Source organism: Treponema sp. UBA3813, from assembly GCA_002368605.1.
GTDB lineage: Bacteria > Spirochaetota > Spirochaetia > Treponematales > Treponemataceae > Treponema_D.
The window spans coordinates 1-26,395 of the sequence record DFEB01000018.1 but is presented as its reverse complement, the minus strand read 5'-3'; the positions used below and the strand labels follow the sequence as shown (position 1 = coordinate 26,395).

Below are 26,395 nucleotides of genomic sequence, written 5' to 3'. Positions count from 1 at the left end.
TTTTTATTTTATAGCAATTTGTTACATTCCGTCAGTAATTTTTCGATTTTTTCTTTGATTTTTATGCGAAGCTCGTTTTTTTTCTCTGGCGAAATTTCTCGTTTTATGAGCAGCGCGTCCATTGGTAAAACTTCGGAGATGAATTCTTCGCTTTCTGAGATTGAAGCAAGTTTTTGAGAAAGAATTTGTTTCCGTTCCTGCCTGTTTTTATGGATGTCGCATTTGTGAAAACTTGGGAAAACTGCCTTTTCGCTTTTCATTTTGCTGAATTCTTCCCATGAGACTTCGCGGATTTTTCCTAATGAGAATTGATAGTTAAAATTATCTGATAGCCTGAAAACCCTTCCGGAAAAGAAATTTGAATTTGAGACAAACCAATCCCGATAGATTTTAAGCACGGCAGAAGAATTGAATCTGGACGAACTTATCCTGCTTTCTTTTGTGCGGAGTCTGAAATCCTTTTGTTCGTTTCCTGCCTCAAGAGCATTTGGTTGAGTGTGTTGATAAGAAACAGCTGGAGCTTGATCCAGACCACATAAAAACACGGGACCACTTGTTATTGAAAGTGCAAATTGCAGGGCCGTTCCTGCGACGGTTCCATTGCGCTCTGTGGGAATTCCTTTTATTTTGAGAGCTTCTAATAAATGTCTTTCAATGCCATCTTGATAGAAAAGTGGCAGAATTTTTTCGTTTTCGAAAATTTTTCCAGGAATTGCACTTTCTGCCTCAAGGGCGAAGATTGTTTTTGCCCTTGAGTTGGGAAAATCAAGGTGTCTTTTTGCCCAATAACCGCCATCGCTTGAAATTACAAGATCGGGGACTATTTCATTTGCACTGAGCGGCATAAAGGCGGATGAAACTGCGATTAAGAAAAAAGATTTCCTGAATTTTTTTATGAAGGGAATCGATGAGAAGAGACTTGGACCTGAGGCTGCGATGATTACGGAGGAGCTTCCCTTTTCGATGGTATAAATTTTTTGTAACCGTGATGCGAAAATAAGACTGTTTTTAAGCCATCGTTTGGAAAAAAAAGCTCTGGTTCCGATTACATCCCGTGCTTTTAGAATTGCGTTTTTGATTTCGGCCCAGATTTTAATGTTTTCATCAGGAAAGGCCTGTTTTGTTGCTGCCCAGTCAAAAACAAGGCTTGAGCACAATTTTTCCTCACTCAATGAATTAAAGATACATTCTCCAAGGCTGGAAAATCCACTGTTAAAATAAAACACATGATCCCATACCGAGTCGTAGTCCTTGAATTCTTTTCGGATTCGAATTGCGCAAATTTCAGCCTGCGGAAAGCGCATTTTTAATGCAGGTAGACAATAAGAAAGTGCAGGTTCTATGATAAAGACACAAAGAGGGGAAAAATCTGCCTCAAGCATTTGGGCAAATCGTTCCCCCTCGTTTTGTGGATTATATTTTGAGTGAAGATATTTACCTTGAAAACTACAAGTTAACTGACCGTTTTTTCCGTTTTCAAAGTGAATCTCTGAACCAGACGCTTCCAATTATTCCGCCACGGATTTAATTCTGACAAAGGAAATCGATTGTGCCTTTTTTGTTTGGACACAAGCCAGCCGAAAGCAAAAGCGTTTCTTTTGTTGCCCCAGTGCCGAGAAGCCCGATAAGCGTGCGTGCGACATGGTAGGCAAGCAACTGCTCATCTTCTTCGTCTTTCGCAAAAAGAACGACTTTAACTTCTCCGTTTTTGCCTGTGTTTGAGCAGTTGGGGGCGCGGAAGAGTGGGGCGACTATTGTTTGTGCCGCTTCTGTAACAGACTGAACGACCAAAGATTTAAGTTCGTCGCCAGGAATTTCTACGCCAGCGAGGTTGTTTTCGATACAGACTTTGAGAGAAAGGATGTAAAGCCTGCTTTCTGAAATCCCAAGTCCTGTATCAATATTTTTGTCGAATTTTGCGAGAATCTTTTTTTCTTGATTTTTGAATTCAACGATGTTTTTTAACATTACAGCCGCCTCTGAAGCGGGGGCAAGGTTTATGTCATCATCGTCATCAAGTTCTATAAGAACAAAAATCAACGGCTCTTCCTTGTTTTTGAAAGGCAGGAAGAAAATCTTGTTGATGGAATTGTAAATATCATCCTCGAATAAACCGTCAAATTTATCAAGTTCGTTGAAATCCCGTGAAAAGCACTGCCATTCAAATGCTTTTGAAAGCGTGTTCATCCAGAATTCTTTTGTCTCAGTAAGCAAAGCCATTTCTCTTGCTGAAAGACCATAGGCATCTGTCGCGTAATAAAAATCGCCTTCAGAAGTGCTGCATGGCGAGAGAATTGCGGCTCGAATGAAGCCTGAGCGCTTTGACCAATTTGTAAATGTCGGCGTAACATCTGCAAGAACGCTTTGTGCTTTCTGCAGAAGACCCCGCTTTTCTGAAATTTCGCTTGTTTCCATTAGTTGAGCCCCAGTTCCTTGAACAATTTTTTGTATGTTTCAAATTGTTCTGACTGCGCAAATTCAGCAATTTTTTCTTCAGGAAGATTTTCCAAAAGCTGATCCATATAAGAAAGAACGGATTTAATCTCTTTCTGCAAGTTGTTTGGAATTGATGACTGGACGACCTCAGTGTCATCCTCTTCTTCTTCGACTGGTTTTGCCGCTTCTGAAGAGAGAAGAGTGTCAAGCTCTCCTTCTGTGATAGAAACCGATTCCTCTGCTTCGTCTGTTGATGAGGCAGAGTCTCCAAGAATATCTTCTACAGACGGTGTGTTGCTTTCGCTTTCCTCTGAAACTTCTTCTGCCTGAGACGACTCTGACTCATCGAATACGAATGGCTCATCCACAAGTGAATCGCTGTCTTTGTTTTCGGCAACTTCAAAGTTGAAGTCTTCGTCATTTGCGTCACTTGCTTCGTTCTGTTCTTCTCCAACAGAAAGAATTGTTTTTTCGTTTTCTCCAGATTCGACACCAGCGTCTTCGATTAGATTTTCATCGCTTGATTCTACGAGAATATCATCATTTGATTTTGGAACGAGAATTTCGTCAGGAAGTTCTTCTTCTGCGACATTTGTATCAATGTCGTCAAGAACTGGTTCTTCGATATTGTCATTAGAGAAATCAAATGCCTCTGAATTTGCATCGCTCTCAATGAATGAAGATTCTTCTGATTCAGTATTTTCGTTGTCCTGCTCCGGTGCCTTTTCTTCTACGATTTCGACAGTGTTGAGGATATTGTCCATTTCATCGAGAGAAAGGGCAATTGTTTCGTCTCCATCTTCTTCATCAAAGAAGCCACCACTTGACTCAGATTCCGTTGGTTCCTGAGCAAGGAAGTTATCTTCCTCTGGAGTTGTCTCTTCGATAGAGTCTTTGTTCTTGAGTTCTTCAAATTCTGATTTAAGATTTGAGATTTCGCTTCTTAGTGAAGAAAGCTCCGACGCAATCTGACTCAAAATGCTGTTTGCAGACGAACTGATTTCTTCGTCTTGTTTTACACTTTCTGTGGCAGCTTGCTCTTCGGCGACAGGCTCTTCTGTAAGAGCTTCTTCTGCAGAAGGCTCCTCGGCAATGTTTTCTTCAAATGAAACGACTTCTTCTGTAGCCGTCTCTTCAGCTACAGGCTCTTCTTCTGCGACTGCTGATTCTGAAACCGGCTCTTCTGTGAGAGGAACAGTATCGAATGTGACTGTCTCGACGGTATCACTTGAATCTTCATGAATTGTTGGTTCCTCTGTAACGCTTGCCGTAAATGCATCGTCTGGAGGAAGTTCAAAAGGATTGCCAGATTCTTCGTTACTTTCAGGAAGATCAACCGCTGTTTCTTCAAAGACTGGCTCTTCCATATCAACTACCGAGATTTCATCAGTGTTTTCAACTGAAACGCTTTCGTTTGCTTCTGGAGCTGGTTCTGAAACAATTCCTGCATTGTCATTGAGTGAAGATGTATTTCCATTTTCGTCTTCAATTGAATCCATGATTGAGTCTAAATCGAAGTCATCGTCATCAGGAGCAGCAAAATCTTGTGCAGGTGCTTCTTCCTGTTCAGGCTCTGAACTTGATTCAATGGAAATATCGCCTGCATCGTCATCTGCGCTTACGGTCATTTCTGAGGGTTCACTTTCGGTGAGGGCTGGGCTTTCATCATCGAGAGAAACAGAAAAGTCATCTTCTGTGCTTGCCGTTTCTTCTGCGGGAGCTGCGGCTTCAGATTCTCCGCTTGATTCTTCTGCATTGATGTCAAACCCAAAGGAGTCCAAGGAAATTTCCTCAGTCCCGTCCTCATTGATTTTTGGTTCTTCTGCGGCTGGCTCGCTTTCCTGCTCTGGTTCGCTTTCACCGTTTGATTCTGGAGCATTAATGTCAAAGCCAAAGTCACTCAGGTCAACGCTTTCTGTTCCGTCATCTGATGTGCTGGCGGCTGGACTGTCTGATGAAGTGTCTCCGCTATCGAAATCTACGCCGAAGTCACTCAAATCTACATCTTCTGAGCCTGGCACCTCTGCTACAGGAGCTGACGGAGCAGAACTTCCAGATGCAAGACCGGCTGATGATTCTGAATCATCAAAGGAAAGGTCAATATCAATAGGACCTTCATCAGAGAGTGCGGGTGCTTCTGAAACACTCGGAGCCTCATCTGAAACTGTAATGTCGCTTGAGTCCATGAATTCATCTGTAGAGACTGACTCTTCGCTGCTGCCAGAACTTTCGCTGCTTGCCGGAGCTGCCGTGTCGTCTCCATCAAAGACTCCGCCTTCGATAAATTCATCGAGGGAAATCTCTTCGGTTTCGCCTGACGGAGCTGCTTCTGGGGAGCTTTCTTCAAAAGAACCCATGCCAGCGATGTTTGCTAGTTCGTCTTGAGAGAGTGCTGTCTCTCCAGAGCCGAAAGACGAATTATCAACTTCATCAACGACATCGATGCTTGAAAAATCTGGTAAATCGATTTCTGAGTCAGACAATGCGTCTGCGTTTTCTTCTATTTCAGATGAAACAGTTCTTGGCGGTTTTTTAACCCATACGCCGTAATTGTCAAGTTCGTTTGTTTTATCTGAATCACTCATATTGTTCCCCTTACAGTGAATTTCGGAAAGCGTTTGACAGCCTTCGATTAAGAAAGTCTTTGAGATAATATCGGAAGTTTTTCGTACCGAAATTACACTTATTATTCATTGTAGCATAATTATAGGTAAAAAGTCCAATTTTTTTTCTAAACTAGACTTAAAAAAATCAATTTATAAAAAAATCTTAGATTTTTTCTCTCTGTCGCCGATATTCAAAAGGCTATGGTAAAAATGTTTCGGGTTCTCTCAGCTGCTCTTGCAGGAACTGCTATATATGTCCTCGTCTCGTTCACTTGTGGTACGGACGGAATCTGGGCAGACGGTCAGCTCCGTGAGCAGAAAAGAATTCTCAGCGCTCGTGCGGATGAAATTCAGAAAATCAATGATAGTCTTACTCTTGAATATACTGCTCTCGAAAAAGACCCGGATGTTATCGCTGGTTTCGCTAGAAAAATGGGCTATGTCCGTGACGGAGAAAAGGTCGTTAAGATTAACGGTCTGATTGCGCTTGATGAATATCATTTTGAGACTGGAACTCCGATTAAATCCATTGAGCCGTACTCCCTTCCTGAGTGGTTTTGCAAAGTTGCGGGATTATTGATGTTCTTTGTGACTTATTTGTACCTGATGGTAAAAGATTTTAATTTTAAAGAAAGACCTTCTAAAAAGATAAAAATAAAGGGGATTCCTGTCTATGATTTGCCGCAAGTGTGATGAAGAGTCCGTTTTGATAGCAGCGGACTATATAAGAAGGGGAAAGGTCGTCGTCCTTCCGACTGATACTGTCTATGGTTTTTCTGGAATCGTTGACGGCCGCCATTATTCCTATCATACATACGAAAAGATTTGCACAATAAAAAAGCGTGATGAAGGCAAGCATTTTATCCAGCTCATAGCAAAACCTGAAGATATAAAGAAATATACCCGCGATGTGATTCCTGACAGCCTGCTTGAAAAGTGGCCTGGGCCTCTCTCGATAATCGTTCATACTTTCGCCGAAGATGGAAATTTTGAGACTACCGCATTCCGCTGTCCCGGTGACGAATGGCTCCGAAAGGTTATTTCTCTCTGCGGCGCGCCGATTTATTCAACCAGCGTGAATCGGAGCGGTTCTCCTGTCCTTGATAACATTCAGCAGATTAAGGCAGAATTTGGTAAAGAAGTGGAGCTGATTGTGGATGACGGAGACAAAAAAGGTGGGATTCCCTCAACGATAGTAGCCATAGAAGAAAACGGTGAAGTAAAGGTAGTACGGGAAGGCTCCATAAAAATTAGCAATTAGAAATGAACAATGAGCAATTTGAATGAGTGAAATACAAATTTCTAACTCCAAATTGCTAATTCCTGATTATTTACGGGTCCAGCTTGAATTTACTGTGCCTTGCTCTGTGCCGTCATTTGTTGCGATGACGGTATTTTTTATGCCCTCAAGAGTGTCGGCCGAAGTGAGTGAGAAGTTCCATGTGATAGGAGATGCGTTTGCGGCGCAGGCAAGGGCCTGCTCTCTGGGCAATTCCGGAAAAAAAGATGCGTTTGACTTTCCGACCTGCGCTATTTCCAAATTTGTGCTTCTTCCTGCTATAGTCGTTTTTTTGACGGAGATTTTTATGTTCATTGTGGCACCGTTTTTAAATATTACGAAACCTCGGCCGCCACGGAGAATGATGATTTTGTCGGCGTAAGGTTCTCCGCTCCATGTTCCTGCCAGAGATTCTATATCGACTCCAGTGCTGAAATCAGCCGCAATATTGGCTTTGTTTGCAGAGATGAATTCTGGGGCAGGGGATTTTAAGTCCGAAAGAACTTTTTCGATTGCGGTTTTTGCCCCGACAAGGATCTTATAGTAAGATTCGTAAGTTTCCGTAGCAGAATGAGTTATTCCATCTGCCTGTGTTACCGCATTAAAACGGCAATTCCAAATTGTTTGACCTGATTCGTTTTTACTGTCTGTGATTTCGGCATAGAAAAAAACTTTTGCGTTCGTGCTTGCAAATTCGGGAAGGAAAACAGAGGCTTTGCTTAAATCCGGCCGCTTGTCGTCTACGGTAATTCCATCAATGGATTTGAGTTGTGTGAAAAAGACATCCTGTGCCATTTTAAGCATATTTCGGTCAGATGAAGCGGAAACGACACCGTAATAGTCGACTAACAGGTTGTCGGCATGTATGAATGAAAGAGAAGATAGAATCATGAATAAGAGGCGTGAGAGCCATGATTTTATACTTTGATTCTTCAAGTTGTCGCTCCGTGAAAATCCGTTTGATTTAAGATAAATCTTTTCGGAAATCTCGTGCCATATCCCTGTCTAAGTCTCGCTGCTTGATAGTTTCGCGTTTGTCGTAGAGTTTTTTGCCTTTACAAACACCCAGCGTGAGCTTGACCCTTCCGTTTTTTAAGTAAAAATCCAGCGGAATCAAAGTAAAACCCTTTTCGTCAACTTTTCGCTGAATCCTTTTGATTTCTTCTTTATGAAGAAGAAGCCTTTTTTTTCGATCCGGGTTGTGGTTGAACACGGATGAATATTTATATTCTGAAATGTGAAAATTTCGCATCCAGACTTCACCATTTATAATTTCGGCAAAAGAATCAGGAAAGGACACATTTCCAGCCTTGACGGACTTTACTTCTGTTCCCTCAAGCTCAATGCCACATTCATAGGATTCCTCTACGAAATAATTGAAGCGAGCCTTTTTGTTCTGTGCGATTATCTTAACATTTTCAGACATATCTTCTTATTATAAACATAACAATCTTGACTTGCAACTGTTTCAAAAAATCTGTTATTCTGTATGTATGGAAAAGAATATTTACGCTATTTCTTATAAATTGAAGCGGGAACTTCATCATAAAATCTTGTCAACTGCGGGCATCGTGCTTTTGTTTTTTTTAGTCGTCTCTTTTCTGATGAGTTTCATAATTTTCCCAATTGAGAATAAATCTGATTCCATGTCGCCTGACCTTCCCTCTGGAAGTTATGAATTTGTATCTCCATTGATGACAAATCCTGAGAGAGGGGATGTCATTCTCATGAGCAATTACAAGAACGAGAATATCGGTTCTTTCAAGAGGTTTTTACGGACTCTGGCGAGTTTTATAACTTTGCGAAAATGGCGACCGTTTGAGACTTATCCAACGGCTGGAACTCGTCCAGTTCTTCGTCGTGTTGTCGGTATGCCTGGGGATACAATTTATATTGACCGATATGTCGTTTTTATCAAAGGTGCTGGAGACAATCATTTCCTTACAGAATTTGAAGTAAGTGATTCTAAATACAATGCTAAAATCCTCGTTCCACCGACTGGCTGGGATCCTGATTTCGGAGCAAAGTCTTCTATTCAGCAGATTACTTTGGGCGCGGACGAATATTTTGTTCTCGGCGATGACCGTCTTTCTGCCGCTGATTCCCGTGTCTGGGGGCCGGTCAAGCACAGTCAGATTCTCGGTAAGGCCCTGGTGCTTTACTTTCCCTTCAATAAATTCAAATTTCTCTAAGTCGTCGTGAAGGCTTCTCTCTATATCCACATTCCTTTCTGCAAGAAAAAGTGCGATTACTGCGATTTTTTCAGCATAGGTGAAAGCGACCGGCGGGGAAAAAACAACGATTTGTCGGATTCTTACATTGAGGCTCTGGCAAAAGAAGCGAAAATTTACGCCGACTATTACAAAATCTCTGAGTGGAAGACTGTCTATGTGGGCGGCGGCACTCCAAGCCTTTTGTCTCCTTCGCAGATTGCGGCTCTTTTTTCTGGAATCAAAAAATCCGCTCCTATTGCGGAAAATGCCGAAGTCACTTTTGAGATGAATCCCGATGATGCGGGGGAGGAATTTCTCTCTTCTTGCGAGAAGGCCGGAATCAACAGGCTTTCCATGGGGGTTCAGGCTTTGGATGACCGGGCCTTGTCTTCTGTTCACCGGGGAAGCTCTGTCCAAATCATTTTAAATGCCCTTGAAAGCATAAAAAATCACTGGAAAGGACGGCTTTCCGTGGATTTTATCGCAGGGCTGCCAGGTCACACTTGGAAAAGTTTTGAAAATCAGTTTGAAATCCTTAGGCAATACCCAAATATCGACCATGTTTCCCTTTATACGCTGACTGTCGAGGAAAACACTCCCCTCTGGAAGAAGATTGAGGAGGGGAAAATCTCTTTTTCTTATGAAAAAGCCGATAAAATGTGGCTTAAAGGGCGGAATATTTTGGAAAAATTGGGCTATTTTCAATATGAAGTGTCGAATTTCGCAAAAAAAGGCTGTGAGGCTCGGCACAACTCTGCCTATTGGAAGCAGGAAGATTATGTCGGTCTCGGTGCGGGAGCCAGCGGAAGCCTTTACGATTTTGAGAAAAAATCTGCCCTTCGCTGGACGGATTTCCTTTCCATTCCTGCCTATCTTGCGGGAGTGGACGAGGCTTTTTCTCTCGGCGAAATTTCTTGCTTAAAAAGAAATGTTGAGAATCTTGACGAAAAAACTCTGGAATTTGAATTTTTAATGCTGGGCTTCAGGCAACTTTGCGGCGTAAGGGAAAGTGATTTTAACAAACGATTCGGAAAAAGCCTTGCAGGGCGGATTGGAGCGGAGAACAGCGAAGGCCTTTTCTCCCAGTGGAAGAAAAACCGCCTTGCAGTGGAAAAAAAATCCCCCGACGGCGACAGAACCTATGCCCTGAACCGCCGTGGAATCCTTTTATTGAACCGATTTCTGGAAGAGCTTATATAATTCATAATTCAGAATTCATAATTCAGAATTCAGAAATCAGAAATCAGAATTATGAATTGGCGCAGGGGATTTCAATCACGAATTCTGAGCCTTGGCCGAACTCGGAGTTGACGCTTATTTTCCAGCCGTGGGCTTTTACTATTGTCATTACCGTGGCCAGGCCTATTCCCATGCCTTCTTCCCGGCGGGATGCGCTTGCCCTGTAGAACATGTCGAAAATCTTCTCCAAATCTTCTTTTTTGATACCGATTCCGCTGTCTTTTATCCTGAAAATGATTTTGCTATTTTCTTGTATTGCGCTGATTTGAATTGAATCCTTCTCGTTGGTGTAGCGCAAGGCGTTGGAAAAGAGGTTTTCTAAAGTGCGCTGGACCAGTTCTTTGTCAAAAGGAAGCTCTGTATTCTCGTCAATCTTGATGTCTGCGCTTACATTCCGCTTGAAGATTCCGCCAGTTGTGACCGCTCCTTCGGCAAATTCCTTGAAAATGGGGGCGATTTTCTGTTTTTTCAGCTGCTGAACCCAGTCCGTCTGGTTGAGTTTCACGAAGTTTATGAGGGTGTTAATCATTGTCTCAAGCTGCTCGGTCTTCGTGCTGATGATTTCAAGGGATTTTTTTGCTTCTTCAGGCGTGTCGTAAAATCCCTCGCTCATGGCCTCGGTGTAGCCTTTGATGACGGCCACTGGAGTGCGCAAGTCGTGGCTTATTCCCATGATGAATTTCGTGCGCCGCTCTTCGTTGTCCTTGAGGGCAAGGCGCATTTTGTCCAGATTTTCGGCCAGAGAAGTGATTTCGTTGTCAGTTTTTGTGTTTTTCTCGTAGTCAAGTTTGACATCCAGCTCGCCGCTTGCGATTCGCTCAGTGTTTTTGCTGAGGGCCGTGATGGAGCGGGTGATTGTCTGGGAAATCGTTACGATAAGGATTATGCAGAAAAGCTCAAAAAAAGCGATGAAGGCGAGAAAGCCCATGAGCATTTTGGCAAATCCGTCCTTTTTGTGCTTGGCTTCCCGGCTGGCCCTGCTGATAAAGAGAATGTCATTGTCATTTTCGAGGGGCGGGGAAGTGAGTTGGTAAAAGTAAGCGTCACTGGTCTCGTTCATGTAATTGAACATGTCATGCTCGCTGATGTGAGTTTGCCTGGTGAATTCCGGCATGGTGGAGAGTAAAATGTCTCCGTGGTTTGCCAGGACTATGAATTCCACATTTGGGGGAAGTGTGCGTAAAAGCTGCTTGAAGACTTTTAAATCCCGCTGTGAAAGGGGAATTTCCTCCAGGGAGCGGATTTGCTTGTAGCCGTCAAAGAGCATGCGCTCAGGCCGGGTGAGAAAATGGTACAAGGGAAGGGAAATTGCCGCCAGAATCGGAACGAGGATAACTCCGATTAAAAAAACACGGAGCTGAGTCTTAATTTTCAAAGAGATACCCCATGCCGAAAACGGTCTTTATGAAATGAGGGTCTGCTGGATTGGCTTCGATTTTTTTGCGCAGACGCTGAATGTAAACCGCCACTGCCGTTACATCGCCGTATTCCGTGCCCCAGACATCCTTGTAGATTTTTTCAGGGGAAAGCTGCTCCCGCTCATGCTTGGTGAGATATTCCAGAACTTTGTATTCTTTGTTTGATAGGGGGATTTTCTCGCTGCCTTTTTTGAGGACGCAGGAATTTAAAAGAAGCTTGTAGTCCCCGAAAGCGTAGAATTCCTCGGCGGCGGCAGAAATTTCTGAGCCGCGGCGCAGGTTTGCCTTTACTTTTGCCACGAGAACCCTGGGCGAGAAGGGCTTGGTAACGAATTCGTCGGCTCCCAAGCCCAGTCCTTCGATAATATCCTCGTCGCCGTCCCTGGCTGAGGAGATAATCACCGGGATTGCGTTGTTGTATTCCTCTCGGAATTTTTTGAGGAAGTCAAATCCGCTCATTCCTGGAAGGTTCAAATCGAGAATCACCAGGTCTGGAATGTTAGTTTTTAGATTCTCCAGGGCGATTTCTGCATTCAGTGCTTTTGTTACTTCCATGCCTTCTTTTGTGAGGTACATCGAAATCAAGTCCGACATTTCAGGTACATCTTCAATAACAAGAATCTTTGTGCTCATTTTTATGCCTCTCTTGTCTTTTTCTTATTTTAAATTATCCAATGAATGAAAAAAACGCAATTAAAAAAAGAGAATCTAATAAAAAATTATATTTTTCCGATAATCAAAAAGAATAAGTGAGAAGTTGCTTCTTGCCTATTAAAAAATTCTCTTTAAATATTATCACACTTGTACTATAATGAGAGAATATTTAAAGTGTTTTGTCTTGCAGGGTGGGGGACTTATGATTCCTGTAACAAAATTAGACGGCTCTACTTACTGGATAAATCCGCACATGATTGAAAGCATGGAGCAGAATCCTGACCTTACGGTCACATTCTTTTCAGGCAAAAAAATCGTCGTGAAGGACAAGCCTCAGGAAGTGATTGACCGGATTGTCTCTTACCGCAAACAGATTGGCATAAATGCTCTTGAAATATAAAAGTAGGAAATGAGGAGAAAAGCATGGATATAGCTACAATAATTGGTCTTATTGGTGGTACGGTTGCTATCGGTCTTGGTGTTGTCACTTCTGGTGGTTCAATCGGTGGTATCGTCGATATTCCGTCTGTATTCGTTACGGTCGGTGGTTCTTATGCCGCATTGTTCATCGTTGCGCCTCTGAAACAGGCTCTCGGTTTGTTCAAAATCATGGGCAGGGCACTCAAGACTCATGATTACGGTGAAAAAACGCTGATTCAGAATATGGTTGCACTCTCCGAAAAGGCCCGCCGTGAAGGTATCCTTGCTTTGGAAGAAGGTCTTGATGATCTTGACAGTCCATTTATGAAAGAAGGCCTGCGTATGGTAGTCGATGGCACTGACGGAAATGTCATTCGTGCGATTATGGAAAACGAGATGAGCGCGGCAGAGGCCCGCCACATGTCATGGATTGGCGTTATCAACGCTTGGGCAGGTTACGGTCCTGGTTTCGGAATGTTGGGTACGGTTATCGGTCTTATTGGTATGTTGAACAACTTGGAAGATAAAAGCTCCCTTGGTCCGAACATGGCTGTCGCTTTGATTACGACCTTGTACGGTTCTATGCTGGCTAACTGGCTCGTAGCTCCGTTCGCCAACAAGCTCTCTGCCCAGAATGCAGCCGAAATGTCAACTATGGAAATGGTCATTGAGGGTGTTCTCTCAATACAGGCTGGTGATAACCCTCGAATCCTTGCGATGAAACTCCTCACTTACCTTGATCCGAAAACACGCAAGATTATCGAACCGGATGTCCTTAAAGACTAATGTTCTTCAAAAAGGCTAAAGTATAATGGCAAAAAAAGAAAAAAAAGAACCGGATAAACCGTCAACCGCCTGGCAAGGTACTTACGGTGACATGATTACTCTCATGCTCTGCTTCTTCGTCATGTTGTATGACCCTTCTGAAGTCGATACGGCGGCATTGGCGCAGATTCAGGACTCCCTTAATATCGTTACAGAATCGATTGAGGCCCCTGTGACGTCGGGCGGTCAGTCTCTGTCTGCCGGAAAACTTGCCGATTTGGGAAACTCAATCTCGTCTCTTCCCTCTGCTGAAAAAGGAAGATCTCTTTCTGTCGCAAAAAAGAAGGCTGTCAGCCTTTTTGCCCCAGAGGTAAAATCAGCGAAGATTACGCTTTCCAGCGATGAGCGGGGGCTTGTTATTTCTCTCGCTTCAGATGTTTTCTTTGAGCAGGGGAGCGCGGTTCTTAATATTGACGAAACTCGTGATATTCTTCTTAAATTATCGAAATTTTTTCAAGATTCGGAATTAAAAAACCGAAGATTTAGAATAGAGGGACATACAGACAGTACGCCTGTGCCAGTTATTCTTGATGAAAACGGAAACAATGTTGGCTATCCGTCAAACTGGGAACTGTCAACGACGCGTGCTGCAAATGTGCTTCATTATCTTGCTGACTTTGGCGTTGATGAGCAACAATTCTCAATCGCCGGTTATGCAGATACTCGACCGATGTTTTCTAATGAAACAAAAGAAGGTCAGGCGTATAACCGCCGCGTGGACATCATCATTCTTGATGAAGGCCATTTTTAATGATAGCATTTTTTGCTAGGATAAGGAGTTTTATATGGCAGACGAAGATGAAGGTTTAGGATTGGATGACGGCGGAGACGCAGGTGCCGCTCCTTCAAAAGGCGGGAAGGGTCTCCTTATTCCAGGTCTTTTAAAATGGGTCGCGATTGGTCTTGCTGCGGTCATTTTGATTGTTACTGTTGTTGTTATCACAATGAAAATAGTGGGTGGCAACAATACTGGAACAAGTGCGGCAATTCCTATGACTGAAGAATATACGGCTTCAAAAGAAATCCTTGACTGGTACACCTCTCTGGGATTGATTCAGACACGCACAATGGAAGCTAATCCTGCTTCTGTCCGCGTAGATGTCGTTCTCGGCTACAAAAAGGAAGATAAAGCTACATCAACAGAAATCACTCAGAGAACTGTTGAACTTAAAGACTTTTTGCGCCGATACTTTACTCAGAAGACAGCAGAGGAATTGCGTCCTCAAAACGAAGAGAACCTCAAAATCGAGATTCGCAACGCTATTAACGACAGTATTTTGAGTTCTTCAAAAATCAAAGATGTTCGCTTTATGCAGATGGATGTCATCCAGCAGTAGCATAGAGTGAGTTCGCTATAAAAAGGTGGAAGGAAAGACATGAACGAGGTTCTGTCACAGGATGAAATTGACCAATTGCTTCAAGCCATCTCTTCTGGTGATTCCGGGGCAGATGATTTTAAGCCGGTCAGTGACACGCGAAAGATTAAGATTTACGATTTTAAGCGTCCGGATAAGTTCTCAAAGGAACAAATTCGTACCGTGCAGATTATGCACGAAACATTCGCGCGTCTTACAACAACAAGTCTCTCAGCACAGTTGCGCTCATTGGTTCATGTCCATGTCGCTTCGGTTGACCAGCTCACTTACGAAGAGTTTGTCCGCTCGATTCCGACTCCAACCACGCTGGCCGTTATCAACATGGATCCTCTCAAGGGTAACGCTGTTCTTGAGATTGACCCGGCCATTACATTCAGCGTTATCGACCGCTTGTTCGGTGGTACAGGTCAGGGAGCGAAAGTCAGCCGTGATTTGACCGATATTGAGCAGTCCGTTATGGAAGGCATTATCGTGCGAATCCTGGCGAATATGCGCGAGGCTTGGACTCAGGTCATTGACCTTCGTCCTCGATTGGGACAGATTGAGACTAACCCGCAGTTCGCTTCAATTGTTCCTCCGTCAGAAATGGTCGTTTTGGTAACCTTGGAAACAAAAATCGGTGAAGAAGAGGGTATGATGAACTTCTGTATCCCTTACCTCACCATTGAGCCGATTGTTTCAAAACTTTCGTCACAGTTCTGGTTCAGTTCTGTCCGACGAAGCTCAACTACCCAATATCTTGGCACTCTCAAAGAAAAGCTTTCTGATGTCAACATGGATGTGGTCGCTGAAATCGGCACAATAAATCTTCCGATTCGTGAAGTTTTGGCTTTGCGGGCAGGTGATGTCGTGCGCCTTTCTACTGTTCGTGTGGGCGATCCGCTTACCTTGAGTGTCGGAAACGAGAAGAAATTTTACTGTCAGCCTGGTGTCGTCGGCAAGAAGATGGCTGTTCAGGTTATAGGAAAAATAGATCAGAGTGAATCTGATGAATTCGAAGAATTATCAGTAGAAGGAGATGAATCTTATGAGTGATGGAACAATATCACAGAGCGAAATTGACGCATTGTTGTCAGGCGTTGATGTTGGAGGTCTTTCATCAGGTCCATCTTCCAATGTGAATGTCGATACAGCTACGCTTACGAAATTTGCAGAGGGCCTGAAAGACAAGGCTGTTGCAAACCTGAACGGCATGACAGGAGCGTCATTCGAAATCGGCGCGCCTTCAGTTGAGGCGATGGATCGTGATCAGCTGCTTGCAAAATTGCCGGAAATGGTGGTTGCTGTAATGGCTGATTTTAATGCAGGCCTCAAGGGTGACCACCTCGTGCTCCTTGCTCCAGAATTTGCGCAGAAAATTACGAGCCTTGTCAATAAAGAAGATAATGCAGAACTTGATGATATGGCACTTTCTGTAATCGGTGAGTTTATCTCAACTCACACAGGTTCAGAAATTACCGACTTGAGTTCTATCGCGGGACTTGCTTCAAATCCTCCGGAGGCAGTTCATGTGCCAAAAGCAATGGTTCGAATTCCTCAGGGAACTTTCGCCTTGTTTACATACCCGCTTTCACTTGATGGTCAGACATACAATTTATGGGAAGCTGTCTCTAGCGATGTGGCAGAGGGGATTGCCCGTGCACTTGGTGGTGGTTCTCCAGATCCGGCTCCCGCAGCTGGCGGAACTCTTAATGCCGCAGATATGGCTTCAATGGCTAATCTTGCTGGCGGTCAACCTCAGATGGGTGGAATGCCCATGGGCGGTATGGCTCAGGCTCAGATGGGCGGCTTCCAGCAGCAGCCGATGATGGGAGGCATGGGTATGGGAATGCCTATGGGTGGTGCTATGCAAATGGGAGGAATGCCTATGGGAATGGGCGTTCCAAATGTACAGTCGGTTCAATACCCGAATCTTACAGGCGGTCCTACAACGCAGGAGCAGGGCAATATCGGTCTTATCATGGATGTAAACATGGAGATGACCGTAGAGCTTGGCCGCACCAAAAAGCAAATCAAGGACATCTTGGGAATGGGCGAAGGTACAATCATCGAGCTTGATAAGCTGGCCGGTGAGCCTGTCGATATTCTCGTGAACCACAAGCCAATCGCGAAGGGCGAGGTCGTGGTCATCGACGAAAACTTCGGCGTCCGTGTCACCGAGATTCTCTCGCCCATGGAGCGCGTGAGCGATCTGCACTAGCCAAAAATTACGAATTCTTTCAAGCATCTGTCAAAAAACATTCGACAGATGCTTTTTTTTATATATTCACTCCCTCATTTTGTACATCATCGCCCCCGTAAACACCGCGCCCAGAATCACAAGCCCTTCCGTGACGGCGGCTCGCTTGCCCGAAAAAGAAATTCTTCATCGCGACATCATTCTATGTGTTTGAAAGAAATGTGGAGTATTTTGAGGAAATGTATAAGAAAGGAGAGAAATTTCCGTGGGCATAAAAAAAAGGGCATCGATTGTTGCTCGACCCCTTAACTCCTTCTGCACTAGGCAGATGAATCACTCTGATAATATAATAATTAAGTGGAAAAGCAATAAAAATGTCTGAAGGAAAAGATAGTTATCATGAACAAGGTACCGCAAATGATTATGACCCCAGTTTAAATGATAAATTTGTAAGTTTGGATGGAAAAAATGAAACTGTTTATAACCGAGAAACAGATCAAAAAATTATTGACCCTGTAAATCAGGGAACTTACAATAGAACAGATCCAAATACAGATCCTATAGGTCACTTTTTTCAGGATATGTTACCTTATTATCGGTGGGGAAATTCTCCTGATGATCCTACAACTACTTGGGAACGCATAACAGGTACTTATCAAGGGAATGTAAATGCTACAAAAGATGAAGCGGCAAAATTCAGGGCACAAAAAGCTGAGGAAGGTAGAAACAAAGCAATGGAGCAATATTATGAGCATCATTAAGATTTATTTCATTATTTTACTGTCATTTACCATTACGAGTTGTTCTATAGGGCCATGGAAAACGACTAAGTTTTGTAGTTGTTCATTGGAAAATCGTGTAAAAACAGGAAGCATAGAAATAAATAGTGAAAATTCTGATTGCATAATTGGAAATGTATTTTTTTATTTTGTTTCAAATGGAATAGAAGATACAATGTACAGCACAAAGTCTCCATATTCAATAAGTCTTGTATTTGAATCACTTCAATACAATACAATAATAACTATAAATTCTATATCGATGGAGTTTGATGGCGAAAAAGTTTGTGTAGAAAATCCTTTGCCAGTGGAGGTCGCAATTAATCAAGCAAGTTATCCAAATAAAGAATCTTATTTCGGATATTTTGAAACAGAATATGCGTATGAACTTCAAACGGTTCGGCAAATTTCGGTAACACTAAATGCAACTGTGACTAGTAACGGAGTTAAAATAACAAAAAATTTGAAAGCAACGGCGGTTAAAGAAGTTAAAAAAGGAATTGTTCAATACAGATATTAAATGATTTGTATAGCCTTTCCCAAATCTCACCGTATAGTGGAATTTTTCTCCCTACTACTTCCCACAAATTGGGATTTGTCAGCCTTGCTGAGGCTGGGCGGGGAATTCGGCAGAATTTCGTGCGGGATTCCCCGATTTCCTGCCGAAAATTTTGCGAGGAGTGATGATTTATCCCGATTTCCGTGCTACAATAGTCTTCAAGGAGGCAAACAGGGGCGTTTCGTTAGACAAATGGCAATTTGTTTGCCTATGCCGCAAACAATCCTGTCAAGTATACAGACCCGGACGGAAAAAGTGAAAAAGAAATGTTAGATGAAGAATCTAAAATCCCGAACTTTTTGCAAAAAATTATTAACAATCCTGAAAATTATGAAATTTCGGTATATCAAAGGGCAGCAATAGTTAGAGGTAATAGAGGTCCTATAAAAGTTCATAGTTTATATATAATAAAAGACAAAGAAAATGATACTGATTACACATTAAGCTTTAATGGAACCGTTGATTTTCTTCCGTTATCAAAAGGTGCTTGGGCTATCAATACTCCTACAGATAGAGCAGGGTACGAGGAAATGCTTAGTGGAAAAAATGGTTATGATATGAAATTAATTGTTCCAAATGAAGTAATTGATATAAAAACTACATTGAACAATATAATAAATTCTATAAATTCAGAAACAAAATATTATTTTATGGATCATCGTTCAAATATGAAAAATCGGGAAAATTGTAACACCGCACTTTTCAACACATTAGCTATTTCATTACCAGATTACAAATTACCGAGAAATGTTCCTCAAAAGCCGTATTTCAGTTTCCTACTGAATACTGCGCCTGCTTTTTATCAAGGAAGGTAGTTCCGTGAATTATTATCTAAAAGTTTGCATTTTTGCTGTAATTTATGCATTGTTTGATTTTATTATTAATTTCAATTTTCTGTTAAACAATAAAATAGTTTATTGTTTACTTCTTATGTTCTTATGCACATACATATTTATTTTTTCAAAGCATTATCCTATTTTATTTAGTATTATAACTGAAATCATTGTTAATTTACTCTATATTAGTGATGCTGTTTTGCTTTTTATTTTGAGTCAGAAGAAACTCGGAGAATCTGCGTTCATTCTTATTGATATTTTCTCTTTTTTACCTTTGGTCATTCTTAACAATTTGTTTTTGATTATGGATATAAAACAAAAAAAGAAAACTGAAAAATTTGATGTATAGCCTTTCCTGATTCCCACCGTATAGTGGAATTTTCGCCCTGTCTTAGTCACAACAATAGGCGTTTGTGGGAGTTGGGGCAGCACAACAGGAAAAAGTCCGGGATTTTGCAAGAAAATATGATATAATGGGGCAAAAATGAGAAACGCAGAGAGAAAATTCTACACTATCAATTTTTATGGAATGTAAAATGAAAAGAATTATTGTCTTGATTTTTATATTATTTTTTTTTCTAATTATATCCTATTTTTATATATTTGATAATTATAAAAAGATTTTATTTTTTGATTATAATTTTGAAAATGCAAATTCTATAAATCATGATTTTTATGAATTAGGATTCAGATATAAAAAAAAATTTGAAGAATGTCCTGAAAAAAGAATTCTAATAGATAAGATTGAAATTCAAGGTTTTTCAGTTAATAAAAATTTTTATATTATTCTATTTTTCAATTCTGACAGAGTTAATAATATAATAAAATCTATACTAAATAAAAAATCTCAAATGAAAATAGAAAAAATATTATTGCCCGATGATTTTTATACTCAAGAAAAAACTGAGGTTTTTGTTTGGACATTTGATGACAGGAGAATATATTTAGCAGATTTAAAAAATACTAGAAAACTTTTTATTGAAAGATATAAATCTGATTAATGGTCACGCTACATATAGCGTTTTCAACTCGTCTGAAATCACTAGATACAAATCCTATAAATAGGCGTTTGTGGGAGCAATGGGAGAAAGAACGAAATTTGTTCGGGAAAATGCAAAAAAACATGGTATAATCGGAGAGAAAATGACTGAGACTGAGAGAAAATTTTATCAGAATTCCTCAAAAAACTGGCTTTCGGCCGTGCGGAGCATGGAAACACGCGGGAAAAAGCAGCTTCTTCCCTCAAATGGCAATTTGTATCACTACGCGGGGAATAATCCCCTATGCTATATAGACCCTGATGGGAGAAAAGCATATTCAATAAAAAATGGCGATACATATCGTTTTTTTTCGGATAATTCGACATTATTTGAGGCATCTGAAGTTGGTTATGACAGTATACCAATTCCTTTCCTTGGAGGAATTGTACAAAATGCTGTTAATAAAGTTCTCGGAATTAAGGAAATAGAAAATAATTCTCTACAAGACGACATTATATCGGCTAATTCTAAAATATCTGATTCTATAGGAGTAATTACAGGAACTTCATCTTCATTAGGAAAAACAAACAAAGTATTTGGCTTTTTAGGTAAAAATTCTAATAAAGCTTCATTTCTATTTTTCTCTGTTCATCTTGGAGCAATACTTTTAAAGGGGGGGATTATTGCTAAAGATAATTTGATAGGGTCCCTTTTTGGCAGTGATTTATATTCATCTTCGCATGAAGGACTTTCGGAACTATACAATATTGCAAAAAATGGGATAAATGAACTTATTAAAAATGGTAAATTGCATTATGAGAATGATAAAACAGGAAATATAAAATGGATGTCGTATAATCAAAAAAGTGTAAACAAAATAAGAGATGATATAAGAAAAGCAAGGCAACTGCAAGACTAAAGGAAAATATTATGATAAGAGATATTCTAATTATTCTTTCGCTTTCTTTGCTTCTTACACTAGGTAGTTTCGTGCGAGGGTTCTTTTGGTCTGGATGCAAAACTAAAAATTTTTTAAGGAATCTAGTAATAATGTTTGTTATCGCAATTATTGTAGTCGGTGTAGTATATTATTTTTTGCCAACTTACTCCACCGAAAATTAAAATGACATTTTTTATTTAGACGCGTTACATCTAGCGTACCTCGCGCCCTTCAAATTTCTGTTTGTTACTCCCACAAATAGGCGTTTGTGGGAGTTGGGGCAGCACAACAGGAAAAAGTCCGGGATTTTGCAAGAAAATATAAAATCCCACTGATTTAAACTCTGAAATTCTGCTATAATACAACGAATCATGTCTCCCGAAAAAAGGAAAGATAAAAAAGCATGGCAGAATACAATATTTATTGTGATGAAAGTTGCTATCTTCAGAATGACCGTTTTGATGTAATGGGTTTTGGCTGCATTTGCCTTCCGAAAAACGATTCTCGGCAAATCTCATTGGCTTTAAAGAAAATAAAGAGTCAATATAATTGCCGCCAGGAATTAAAGTGGATAAAAGTCTCCCCGAAGAATGTCTTGTTTTATAAGAGACTTGCGGACTATTTTTTTGAGGAGACGGGCATTTCTTTCAGTGCGTTGGTCGTGGAAAATAAAAAGTCTCTGGCACGCGAAGAATTTAATCTTGGAAACCACGAAAGTTTTTATTATAAAATGTACTATTGCCTTTTACGGAATATGATTGACCACAGGCGGAGGGACGATATTTTCAATGTTTATTTTGACATAAAAGACAGTCACGGCTCGTATAAAATCAAGCAGTTGAAGCAAGCACTGGGCAATTACATGCACGATTACAAGGATTATGCGCTTCCGAAATTTCAGATTATCCGCTCGCACGAAAGCGAAGCCCTGCAACTGGATGATTTCTTGCTGGGTGCCGTGATGTACAAAAGTCGCAAACTTGAGACGAGCGAGGCAAAAAAAGAAATCGTTTCATATATAGAATCAAAGTCGGGCTGCAGTCTTGGCTCTTCCAACGAGCCGTGGAACACGAAATTTAATCTTTTTCATTTTTTCCCAAGTTCAGAGAAGGGGGCGTAATGCTTGACTTGCCCGAATTGACAAAGATTCCCGACGATGCGGTTTCCCAAGTGCCTGAACTATTCAAAATATTCAAGCGGGATTTTATAGACAATATCACATATTTTATGGCTTATCCTGTTGTCGTTCCCCGCCCGAAAGAAGGAGAGAAATATCCCGAAATTTTCTGGCACATCATTTCAAGGCAGGAGCGGAAAGGAAGCAGAAGCAGCGACACTCGCGGCATAGACTACGAGCGGGCGAAGAGACTTTGCTGGCTGAAACCCATTATCCAAAATTTCAGAAATTCCGACATTACATGCTGGAGATGCAAAGAATTTGACAAAAAAGCAGGAAAAGAAATCTACAAGTATTACCTGTGGTACAAAAACGGAAAATTCCTTGTTATACTGAAAAGCATAGAGACAAAGACAAAGAAATTCTTCATCGCGACATCATTCTATGTGTTTGAAAGAAATGTGGAGTATTTTGAGGAAATGTATAAGAAAGGAGAGAAATTTCCGTGGGCATAAAAAAAAGGGTATCGATTGTTGCTCGACCCCTTAACTCCTTCTGCACTAGGCAGATGAATCACTCTGATAATATAATAATTCAAAATACTGATTCCGTCAACAAGAAAGCGCCTTGTGCCTACAAATGGCAATTTGTACCACTACGCGGGGAAATACCCCTGTCAAGTATACAGACCCGGATGGAAAGTTTATACAGACTATACTTTCATGGCAGCATCAAAATTCATTGCAGAATAAAAATGCGACTATTGGTCAATATCAGTCTTATAGTTCTAAACAATATGGAGAAACGGAAAACAGTGTTGGCAATTTCGGTTGTCTTTTTACTTGCTTTGTTAATGTTGGGAATTCTTATAACATACGAAATTCACATGGAGTGTATGAAGAAAAAACCGTTGCAGAACTGGCTTCAAATGATGATTATTTTACATTTAATGGGGTATCGCGGATAGGTGGTGCGCCGACCGATTTCGACTCTTCTACAAAAAATTTGAAGAATCTTCTTTTTGATATGACAGGAGAAAATCTTGAAGTTTCAAAATATTATGGAGGTGAGAAAAATGCCATGTTATTTCTTGCACAACAGGCTGATAAGGAAGCATATGTTATCGGTCAGGTGAAAACTAAAAACGGAAGTACCCATTTTATAAATATAACAGGGGTAAAATCTGACGGTTCGATGAACTATTTTGACCCTTATTCTTACAATGACACAAGAAATAAAAAAGAATACAAAAAATCTGATTTGATAGCGATTTATCTCATTTACAAACCAGAAGGAGACAATCAATGAAAAAATTCGTTTATTTCTGTCTTTTTTTGTTTCTGTATTTTCTCTCTGCATGCAGCAAGAACTCATCAGATTCGGCTGGAAGTTTTGACGATTTGGTTTCAGATTTTTTGACCGTATCTGATTATAGCAAGGACATTTCGCCTGATGAATTTCTTTTGGAGATGTGGGGAAAAGGAGATTCGCAGGGAATTAAAAAGGCAATTCTGAAAGGAGCGAACGCAAATTCAATTTACAAGGGAAAATCTTTGCTTTACTATTTAGCCTCAAAAAATCAGACCGAGGTTGCATTGCTTGCCATTGAGCATGGAGCAAATGTCAATTGGGTTGACACGGAAGAGCAGCTTTCTGTTTTTTCATGGGCTATTCATCACAACAATTTGATTTTAGGAAAAGCCATTTTAGAAAAAAATGTTGATTTAAATTATCGCGGTTACAACGGGCAGACTTATCTAACCTGTTGCACAGAAAATCAGAATGACAAAAATCACGGATTGTATTTGAATTATGATTTTGCGGAAATGTTTTTGGGATATGATTATGTGCGTTCGTATTTTAAGCAAGAAAGCGGCACTTTATATGACTTGATTTATCGCTGGACTGAAAAAACTCCTAAGCTTATCGAAACAATTTATGGGGAAAATTATGTTTTCCCCGATGAAATTCCCGTTTTGCTTATTGCAATCGACAATAAAGATGCATTGGAATACTTCATAGGAAAAGGCGTGAATCCCAACAAAAAATATTATGATGATGAGGAAGAACTGTTTTTCACCCCATTAGAAAAGGCATTGGAAGTGAGGGATAATCTTACTCATTATCACGGCAACGACAAAAAATTCGACGAAGATTCTGATGATGTCAAAAAAATCGACTTAATAATAGAATACTTAAACACTTTTTTGTAAAAAAATCTCTTCTTGTATAGTCTTTTCCGACTTTTGTTGTATAGTGGAATTTTCGCACTTCTTTAGTCACAACAATAGGCGTTTGTGGGAGCAATGGGAGAAAGAACGAAATTTGTTCGGGAAAATGCAAAAAAACATGGTATAATCGGAGAGAAAATGACTGAGACTGAGAGAAAATTTTATCAGAATTCCTCAAAAAGCTGGCTTTCGGTCGTGCGGAGCATGGAAACACGCGGGAAAAAGCAGCTTCTTCCCTCAAATGGCAATTTGTACCACTACGGGGGAAATAACCCGGTACAGTATACAGACCCTGATGGGAAACGTTTAGATTTGTTTTTTAACAAATCTAAACAAACTCTAACAGTAAGATTTCGGTGCACAGAAGATAGCACTCCTTTAACATGGTCATTCAGTTATGAGAAAGTTACATCTAATGTGGTTCCTGGCGACCAACGAACTATAAGTACCAGAGATGATGGAACATTACAGAGCAATGGAACAAAACCTACACAATTTCCAAATGGAGATTTCAATTTAACAGGAACTGGAAAAACAAGTAATTCTTCTCATTATGGGGATTTTTGGATTACCACAGATGCCACTCAGAGCCTTGAAGTGTTTAAAGGCGATTTGCAAGAAAATGGAAAATATTCGAATGTATCTCCAGTTCTTGATGAAAATGGCGTTCAGATATATACCATTGATGGAGGCTATTACATCCACTTTACAGATTATACAAATACATATGGTTGCATTGGAGTAAAAACAAAAGAAGATATGCAATTGTTGCTTAAGTTATTTGAAATTAATAAACATTGTGATAATACTACTGCAAAAATTCATGTAAGTGGTAATCCAGAAGAATGGAGCAAATAATATGAAACGAAAATTAATCGGCTTTTATCTTCTCATAATGGGAATTGCTGTTTGGACGGAGCAAATAACAAATTATGAAAACGGCATTTTGAAATCTTATGAAACAAATGACACGACAATAAATGTTTCCATCAATTCAAATGCCAAGAATTTTTACTCATTCAAAACTGATGTCAAGACAAAAAAAACTCAAGTCACGGAATCGATTTCTTTACGAAAAATCAATGATTCGACTTTTGAAATCAAGAAAAATTCATTTTCCGCCATATTAAAAATCCAGAATCACGAAGATTTTTCTGAATATTCTTTCGGTGACGATAAAGTTTGCATTGGCTCGTCATATTTTGCTTACTTCATGGCTGACCAAAAAACGATTTTCTATTCTGACGGTTGCGTTTATTGTGCAGAATCAAAGAACTGGGACGGGAATCCGTTCTTTTTGAATATGTACAGAATTGAGGAGCAAAACACAAATTCTTGCACGGTCGGATTTTACGAATGTGTTGATGACCAAAAAGGTGGCAGTTATTATTTTTTGAATTCATTCGAACTTCAAAAAACATGTAAGCCCGATTCAAATTTTACTAAATTTATCAATTTTCTCATATGCAAAGATTACATTTCTCTCGGAAAAATTCCATTTTACTTCATTCTTGATTCCAACACAGTTTCGGAATATAAAACGACCTGCATTTCTTACACTTCTGATTCGGCTCTTGTGGAAAAAAAGGCTTCCTACAAAGCATCGAATCTCTCGACAATTTCGGGATTGCCATGGGCTTCATCGAACGGGTTCGGAATCGGCGATAAAATAGAAATCACCGTTATCGGAAACAAAAGCAATTCACTGTGCCTTTACAACGGTTTCCAGTCAGAAAATGAGAGCCTTTATCTGAAAAATTCAAGGGCAAAACGGATAGAGGTATCAAACAAAAGTAGCAAGGAAAAAAAGATATTTGAACTGAAAGACACAAAAGAAAAACAAACTCTCGACTTGACAGGTATTATAAGAATCCCCCCAAAATCTTTTTATAAAGAATCTTGCTATAATATGCTCGAAATTAAAATTTTGGAAGTCTATCCAGGTACAAAATATAAAGATTTATGCATACAGGCGATTATTCCAGCGACAGAATGATTTTCTTGTATAGCCTTTTCCAATTTTCCCTGTATAGTGGAATTTTCGCCCTGTCTTAGTCACAACAATAGGCGTTTGTGGGAGCAATGGGAGAAAGCACGGAATTTGTTCGGAATATTGCAAAAAAACATGGTATAATCGGAGAGAAAATGACTGAGACTGAGAGAAAATTTTATCAGAATTCCTCAAAAAGCTGGCTTTCGGTCGTGCGGAGCATGGAAACACGCGGGAAAAAGCAGCTTCTTCCCTCAAATGGCAATTTGTACCACTACGGGGCCAATAATCCGGTACGCTATATAGACCCTGATGGAA

The 26,395-nt window shown here is 40.5% G+C and carries 28 protein-coding genes; 21 read left to right on the top strand and 7 right to left on the bottom strand.

Annotated features, from left to right (window positions below; all coding sequences use genetic code 11):
• Positions 1-8: 8 nt before the first annotated feature.
• From B2089_RS01945 to B2089_RS01935, 3 genes are read right to left on the bottom strand one after another with little or no spacing between them, the layout of a single operon-like run.
• Positions 9-1,508 carry a 6-hydroxymethylpterin diphosphokinase MptE-like protein gene (locus B2089_RS01945; protein WP_296325838.1) on the bottom strand — a complete coding sequence of 500 codons (1,500 nt, stop codon included), beginning with the start codon at positions 1,506-1,508 and terminating at the stop codon, positions 9-11.
• Positions 1,509-1,524: 16 nt separating this feature from the next.
• Positions 1,525-2,415: a hypothetical protein gene (locus B2089_RS01940; RefSeq protein WP_296325835.1), complete on the bottom strand. Its 891-nt coding sequence runs from the start codon at positions 2,413-2,415 to the stop codon at positions 1,525-1,527.
• Entirely contained in the window at positions 2,415-5,021 is a 2,607-nt protein-coding gene (locus B2089_RS01935; protein ID WP_296325834.1) for a hypothetical protein, read from the bottom strand. The genes B2089_RS01940 and B2089_RS01935 overlap by 1 nt, the downstream gene beginning before the upstream one ends.
• Positions 5,022-5,243: 222 nt before the next feature.
• On the opposite strand from B2089_RS01935, the gene B2089_RS01930 reads away from it, so the two are divergent.
• Positions 5,244-5,735, top strand: coding sequence for an FtsB family cell division protein (locus B2089_RS01930; RefSeq protein ID WP_296325832.1), 492 nt, complete (start codon positions 5,244-5,246; stop codon positions 5,733-5,735).
• Complete coding sequence (locus B2089_RS01925; RefSeq protein WP_296325830.1) at positions 5,716-6,303, top strand: L-threonylcarbamoyladenylate synthase; 588 nt, start codon at positions 5,716-5,718, stop codon at positions 6,301-6,303. The genes B2089_RS01930 and B2089_RS01925 overlap by 20 nt, the downstream gene beginning before the upstream one ends.
• A 66-nt stretch (positions 6,304-6,369) precedes the next feature.
• Here the strand turns inward: B2089_RS01925 and B2089_RS01920 are convergent, their stop codons facing one another.
• Both B2089_RS01920 and smpB read right to left on the bottom strand, forming a co-directional pair.
• A complete protein-coding gene (locus B2089_RS01920; protein ID WP_296325827.1) occupies positions 6,370-7,257 on the bottom strand; it encodes a TP0183 family DNA metabolism protein in 888 nt (295 codons plus the stop codon).
• A 28-nt stretch (positions 7,258-7,285) separates the two neighbouring features.
• Complete coding sequence (gene smpB, locus B2089_RS01915; protein WP_296325825.1) at positions 7,286-7,747, bottom strand: SsrA-binding protein SmpB; 462 nt, start codon at positions 7,745-7,747, stop codon at positions 7,286-7,288.
• Positions 7,748-7,814: 67 nt separating this feature from the next.
• Between smpB and lepB the strand changes: the two genes are divergently transcribed.
• Both lepB and hemW read left to right on the top strand, forming a co-directional pair.
• Entirely contained in the window at positions 7,815-8,513 is a 699-nt protein-coding gene (gene lepB / locus B2089_RS01910) for a signal peptidase I (protein WP_296325823.1), read from the top strand.
• A 6-nt stretch (positions 8,514-8,519) separates the two neighbouring features.
• Positions 8,520-9,734, top strand: coding sequence for a radical SAM family heme chaperone HemW (hemW, locus tag B2089_RS01905; RefSeq protein WP_296325816.1), 1,215 nt, complete (start codon positions 8,520-8,522; stop codon positions 9,732-9,734).
• A 49-nt stretch (positions 9,735-9,783) separates the two neighbouring features.
• Here hemW and B2089_RS01900 read toward each other — a convergent pair whose 3' ends face one another.
• Both B2089_RS01900 and B2089_RS01895 read right to left on the bottom strand, forming a co-directional pair.
• Positions 9,784-11,148 (bottom strand): HAMP domain-containing sensor histidine kinase, encoded by a 1,365-nt coding sequence (locus B2089_RS01900; protein WP_296325814.1) that lies wholly within the window; start codon positions 11,146-11,148, stop codon positions 9,784-9,786.
• Positions 11,138-11,824: a response regulator transcription factor gene (locus B2089_RS01895; RefSeq protein ID WP_296325812.1), complete on the bottom strand. Its 687-nt coding sequence runs from the start codon at positions 11,822-11,824 to the stop codon at positions 11,138-11,140. Before B2089_RS01895 ends, B2089_RS01900 begins: the two co-directional genes overlap by 11 nt.
• Positions 11,825-12,047: 223 nt before the next feature.
• Here B2089_RS01895 and B2089_RS01890 point away from each other — a divergent pair, with 223 nt between their 5' ends.
• The 17 genes from B2089_RS01890 to B2089_RS01810 all read left to right on the top strand — a co-directional run bounded on the left by B2089_RS01890 (position 12,048) and on the right by B2089_RS01810 (position 26,083).
• Entirely contained in the window at positions 12,048-12,245 is a 198-nt protein-coding gene (locus B2089_RS01890) for a flagellar FlbD family protein (RefSeq protein ID WP_296325810.1), read from the top strand.
• Between the two features lie 23 nt (positions 12,246-12,268).
• A complete protein-coding gene (locus B2089_RS01885; protein WP_296325808.1) occupies positions 12,269-13,051 on the top strand; it encodes a motility protein A in 783 nt (260 codons plus the stop codon).
• Positions 13,052-13,076: 25 nt separating this feature from the next.
• A complete protein-coding gene (motB, locus tag B2089_RS01880) occupies positions 13,077-13,841 on the top strand; it encodes a flagellar motor protein MotB (protein ID WP_296325806.1) in 765 nt (254 codons plus the stop codon).
• A 34-nt stretch (positions 13,842-13,875) separates the two neighbouring features.
• Entirely contained in the window at positions 13,876-14,427 is a 552-nt protein-coding gene (locus tag B2089_RS01875) for a flagellar basal body-associated FliL family protein (protein ID WP_296325803.1), read from the top strand.
• A gap of 39 nt (positions 14,428-14,466) precedes the next feature.
• The gene (fliM, locus tag B2089_RS01870; protein WP_184658341.1) at positions 14,467-15,501 is read left to right on the top strand and encodes a flagellar motor switch protein FliM; all 1,035 of its coding nucleotides are present in this window, start codon (positions 14,467-14,469) and stop codon (positions 15,499-15,501) included.
• Positions 15,494-16,666: a flagellar motor switch protein FliN gene (gene fliN, locus B2089_RS01865; RefSeq protein WP_296325801.1), complete on the top strand. Its 1,173-nt coding sequence runs from the start codon at positions 15,494-15,496 to the stop codon at positions 16,664-16,666. Before fliM ends, fliN begins: the two co-directional genes overlap by 8 nt.
• 353 nt (positions 16,667-17,019) lie before the next feature.
• Entirely contained in the window at positions 17,020-17,406 is a 387-nt protein-coding gene (locus B2089_RS01860) for a hypothetical protein (RefSeq protein WP_296325799.1), read from the top strand.
• A complete protein-coding gene (locus B2089_RS01855; protein ID WP_296325797.1) occupies positions 17,393-17,944 on the top strand; it encodes a hypothetical protein in 552 nt (183 codons plus the stop codon). The genes B2089_RS01860 and B2089_RS01855 overlap by 14 nt, the downstream gene beginning before the upstream one ends.
• Positions 17,945-18,249: 305 nt before the next feature.
• Positions 18,250-18,798 (top strand): hypothetical protein, encoded by a 549-nt coding sequence (locus tag B2089_RS01850; RefSeq protein WP_296685603.1) that lies wholly within the window; start codon positions 18,250-18,252, stop codon positions 18,796-18,798.
• A gap of 557 nt (positions 18,799-19,355) precedes the next feature.
• Entirely contained in the window at positions 19,356-19,820 is a 465-nt protein-coding gene (locus B2089_RS01845) for a hypothetical protein (RefSeq protein ID WP_296325793.1), read from the top strand.
• A gap of 142 nt (positions 19,821-19,962) precedes the next feature.
• On the top strand, positions 19,963-20,718 hold the full coding sequence (locus tag B2089_RS01840) for a hypothetical protein (protein WP_296325791.1): 756 nt from the start codon (positions 19,963-19,965) through the stop codon (positions 20,716-20,718).
• A gap of 424 nt (positions 20,719-21,142) precedes the next feature.
• On the top strand, positions 21,143-21,859 hold the full coding sequence (locus B2089_RS01835; RefSeq protein WP_296325789.1) for a DUF3800 domain-containing protein: 717 nt from the start codon (positions 21,143-21,145) through the stop codon (positions 21,857-21,859).
• A complete protein-coding gene (locus B2089_RS01830; protein WP_296325787.1) occupies positions 21,859-22,371 on the top strand; it encodes a hypothetical protein in 513 nt (170 codons plus the stop codon). The genes B2089_RS01835 and B2089_RS01830 overlap by 1 nt, the downstream gene beginning before the upstream one ends.
• A gap of 124 nt (positions 22,372-22,495) precedes the next feature.
• On the top strand, positions 22,496-23,164 hold the full coding sequence (locus B2089_RS01825; RefSeq protein WP_296325785.1) for a hypothetical protein: 669 nt from the start codon (positions 22,496-22,498) through the stop codon (positions 23,162-23,164).
• A complete protein-coding gene (locus tag B2089_RS01820; protein WP_296325783.1) occupies positions 23,161-24,069 on the top strand; it encodes a hypothetical protein in 909 nt (302 codons plus the stop codon). Before B2089_RS01825 ends, B2089_RS01820 begins: the two co-directional genes overlap by 4 nt.
• A 156-nt stretch (positions 24,070-24,225) precedes the next feature.
• Entirely contained in the window at positions 24,226-24,945 is a 720-nt protein-coding gene (locus tag B2089_RS01815) for a hypothetical protein (protein ID WP_296685601.1), read from the top strand.
• Between the two features lies 1 nt (position 24,946).
• Positions 24,947-26,083, top strand: coding sequence for an NADase-type glycan-binding domain-containing protein (locus B2089_RS01810; protein WP_296685595.1), 1,137 nt, complete (start codon positions 24,947-24,949; stop codon positions 26,081-26,083).
• Positions 26,084-26,395 lie beyond the last annotated feature (312 nt).

Excerpts from the sequence above, each read along its gene's own strand:
- B2089_RS01810 (WP_296685595.1), top strand. The coding sequence starts at position 24,947 with ATGAAACGAAAATTAATCGGCTTTTATCTTCTCATAATGGGAATTGCT.
- B2089_RS01820 (WP_296325783.1), top strand. The coding sequence starts at position 23,161 with ATGAAAAAATTCGTTTATTTCTGTCTTTTTTTGTTTCTGTATTTTCTC.
- B2089_RS01845 (WP_296325793.1), top strand. The coding sequence starts at position 19,356 with ATGAAAAGAATTATTGTCTTGATTTTTATATTATTTTTTTTTCTAATT.
- fliN (WP_296325801.1), top strand. The coding sequence starts at position 15,494 with ATGAGTGATGGAACAATATCACAGAGCGAAATTGACGCATTGTTGTCA.
- B2089_RS01935 (WP_296325834.1), bottom strand. The coding sequence starts at position 5,021 with ATGAGTGATTCAGATAAAACAAACGAACTTGACAATTACGGCGTATGG.
- B2089_RS01825 (WP_296325785.1), top strand. The coding sequence starts at position 22,496 with ATGGCAATTTGTACCACTACGCGGGGAAATACCCCTGTCAAGTATACA.
- B2089_RS01895 (WP_296325812.1), bottom strand. The coding sequence starts at position 11,824 with ATGAGCACAAAGATTCTTGTTATTGAAGATGTACCTGAAATGTCGGAC.
- B2089_RS01830 (WP_296325787.1), top strand. The coding sequence starts at position 21,859 with ATGCTTGACTTGCCCGAATTGACAAAGATTCCCGACGATGCGGTTTCC.
- motB (WP_296325806.1), top strand. The coding sequence starts at position 13,077 with ATGGCAAAAAAAGAAAAAAAAGAACCGGATAAACCGTCAACCGCCTGG.
- fliM (WP_184658341.1), top strand. The coding sequence starts at position 14,467 with ATGAACGAGGTTCTGTCACAGGATGAAATTGACCAATTGCTTCAAGCC.
- lepB (WP_296325823.1), top strand. The coding sequence starts at position 7,815 with ATGGAAAAGAATATTTACGCTATTTCTTATAAATTGAAGCGGGAACTT.
- smpB (WP_296325825.1), bottom strand. The coding sequence starts at position 7,747 with ATGTCTGAAAATGTTAAGATAATCGCACAGAACAAAAAGGCTCGCTTC.
- B2089_RS01840 (WP_296325791.1), top strand. The coding sequence starts at position 19,963 with ATGACTGAGACTGAGAGAAAATTTTATCAGAATTCCTCAAAAAACTGG.
- B2089_RS01815 (WP_296685601.1), top strand. The coding sequence starts at position 24,226 with ATGACTGAGACTGAGAGAAAATTTTATCAGAATTCCTCAAAAAGCTGG.
- B2089_RS01875 (WP_296325803.1), top strand. The coding sequence starts at position 13,876 with ATGGCAGACGAAGATGAAGGTTTAGGATTGGATGACGGCGGAGACGCA.
- B2089_RS01860 (WP_296325799.1), top strand. The coding sequence starts at position 17,020 with ATGTCTGAAGGAAAAGATAGTTATCATGAACAAGGTACCGCAAATGAT.
- B2089_RS01930 (WP_296325832.1), top strand. The coding sequence starts at position 5,244 with ATGGTAAAAATGTTTCGGGTTCTCTCAGCTGCTCTTGCAGGAACTGCT.
- B2089_RS01925 (WP_296325830.1), top strand. The coding sequence starts at position 5,716 with ATGATTTGCCGCAAGTGTGATGAAGAGTCCGTTTTGATAGCAGCGGAC.
- B2089_RS01835 (WP_296325789.1), top strand. The coding sequence starts at position 21,143 with ATGGCAGAATACAATATTTATTGTGATGAAAGTTGCTATCTTCAGAAT.
- B2089_RS01850 (WP_296685603.1), top strand. The coding sequence starts at position 18,250 with ATGTTAGATGAAGAATCTAAAATCCCGAACTTTTTGCAAAAAATTATT.
- B2089_RS01885 (WP_296325808.1), top strand. The coding sequence starts at position 12,269 with ATGGATATAGCTACAATAATTGGTCTTATTGGTGGTACGGTTGCTATC.
- B2089_RS01890 (WP_296325810.1), top strand. The coding sequence starts at position 12,048 with ATGATTCCTGTAACAAAATTAGACGGCTCTACTTACTGGATAAATCCG.
- B2089_RS01940 (WP_296325835.1), bottom strand. The coding sequence starts at position 2,415 with ATGGAAACAAGCGAAATTTCAGAAAAGCGGGGTCTTCTGCAGAAAGCA.
- B2089_RS01855 (WP_296325797.1), top strand. The coding sequence starts at position 17,393 with ATGAGCATCATTAAGATTTATTTCATTATTTTACTGTCATTTACCATT.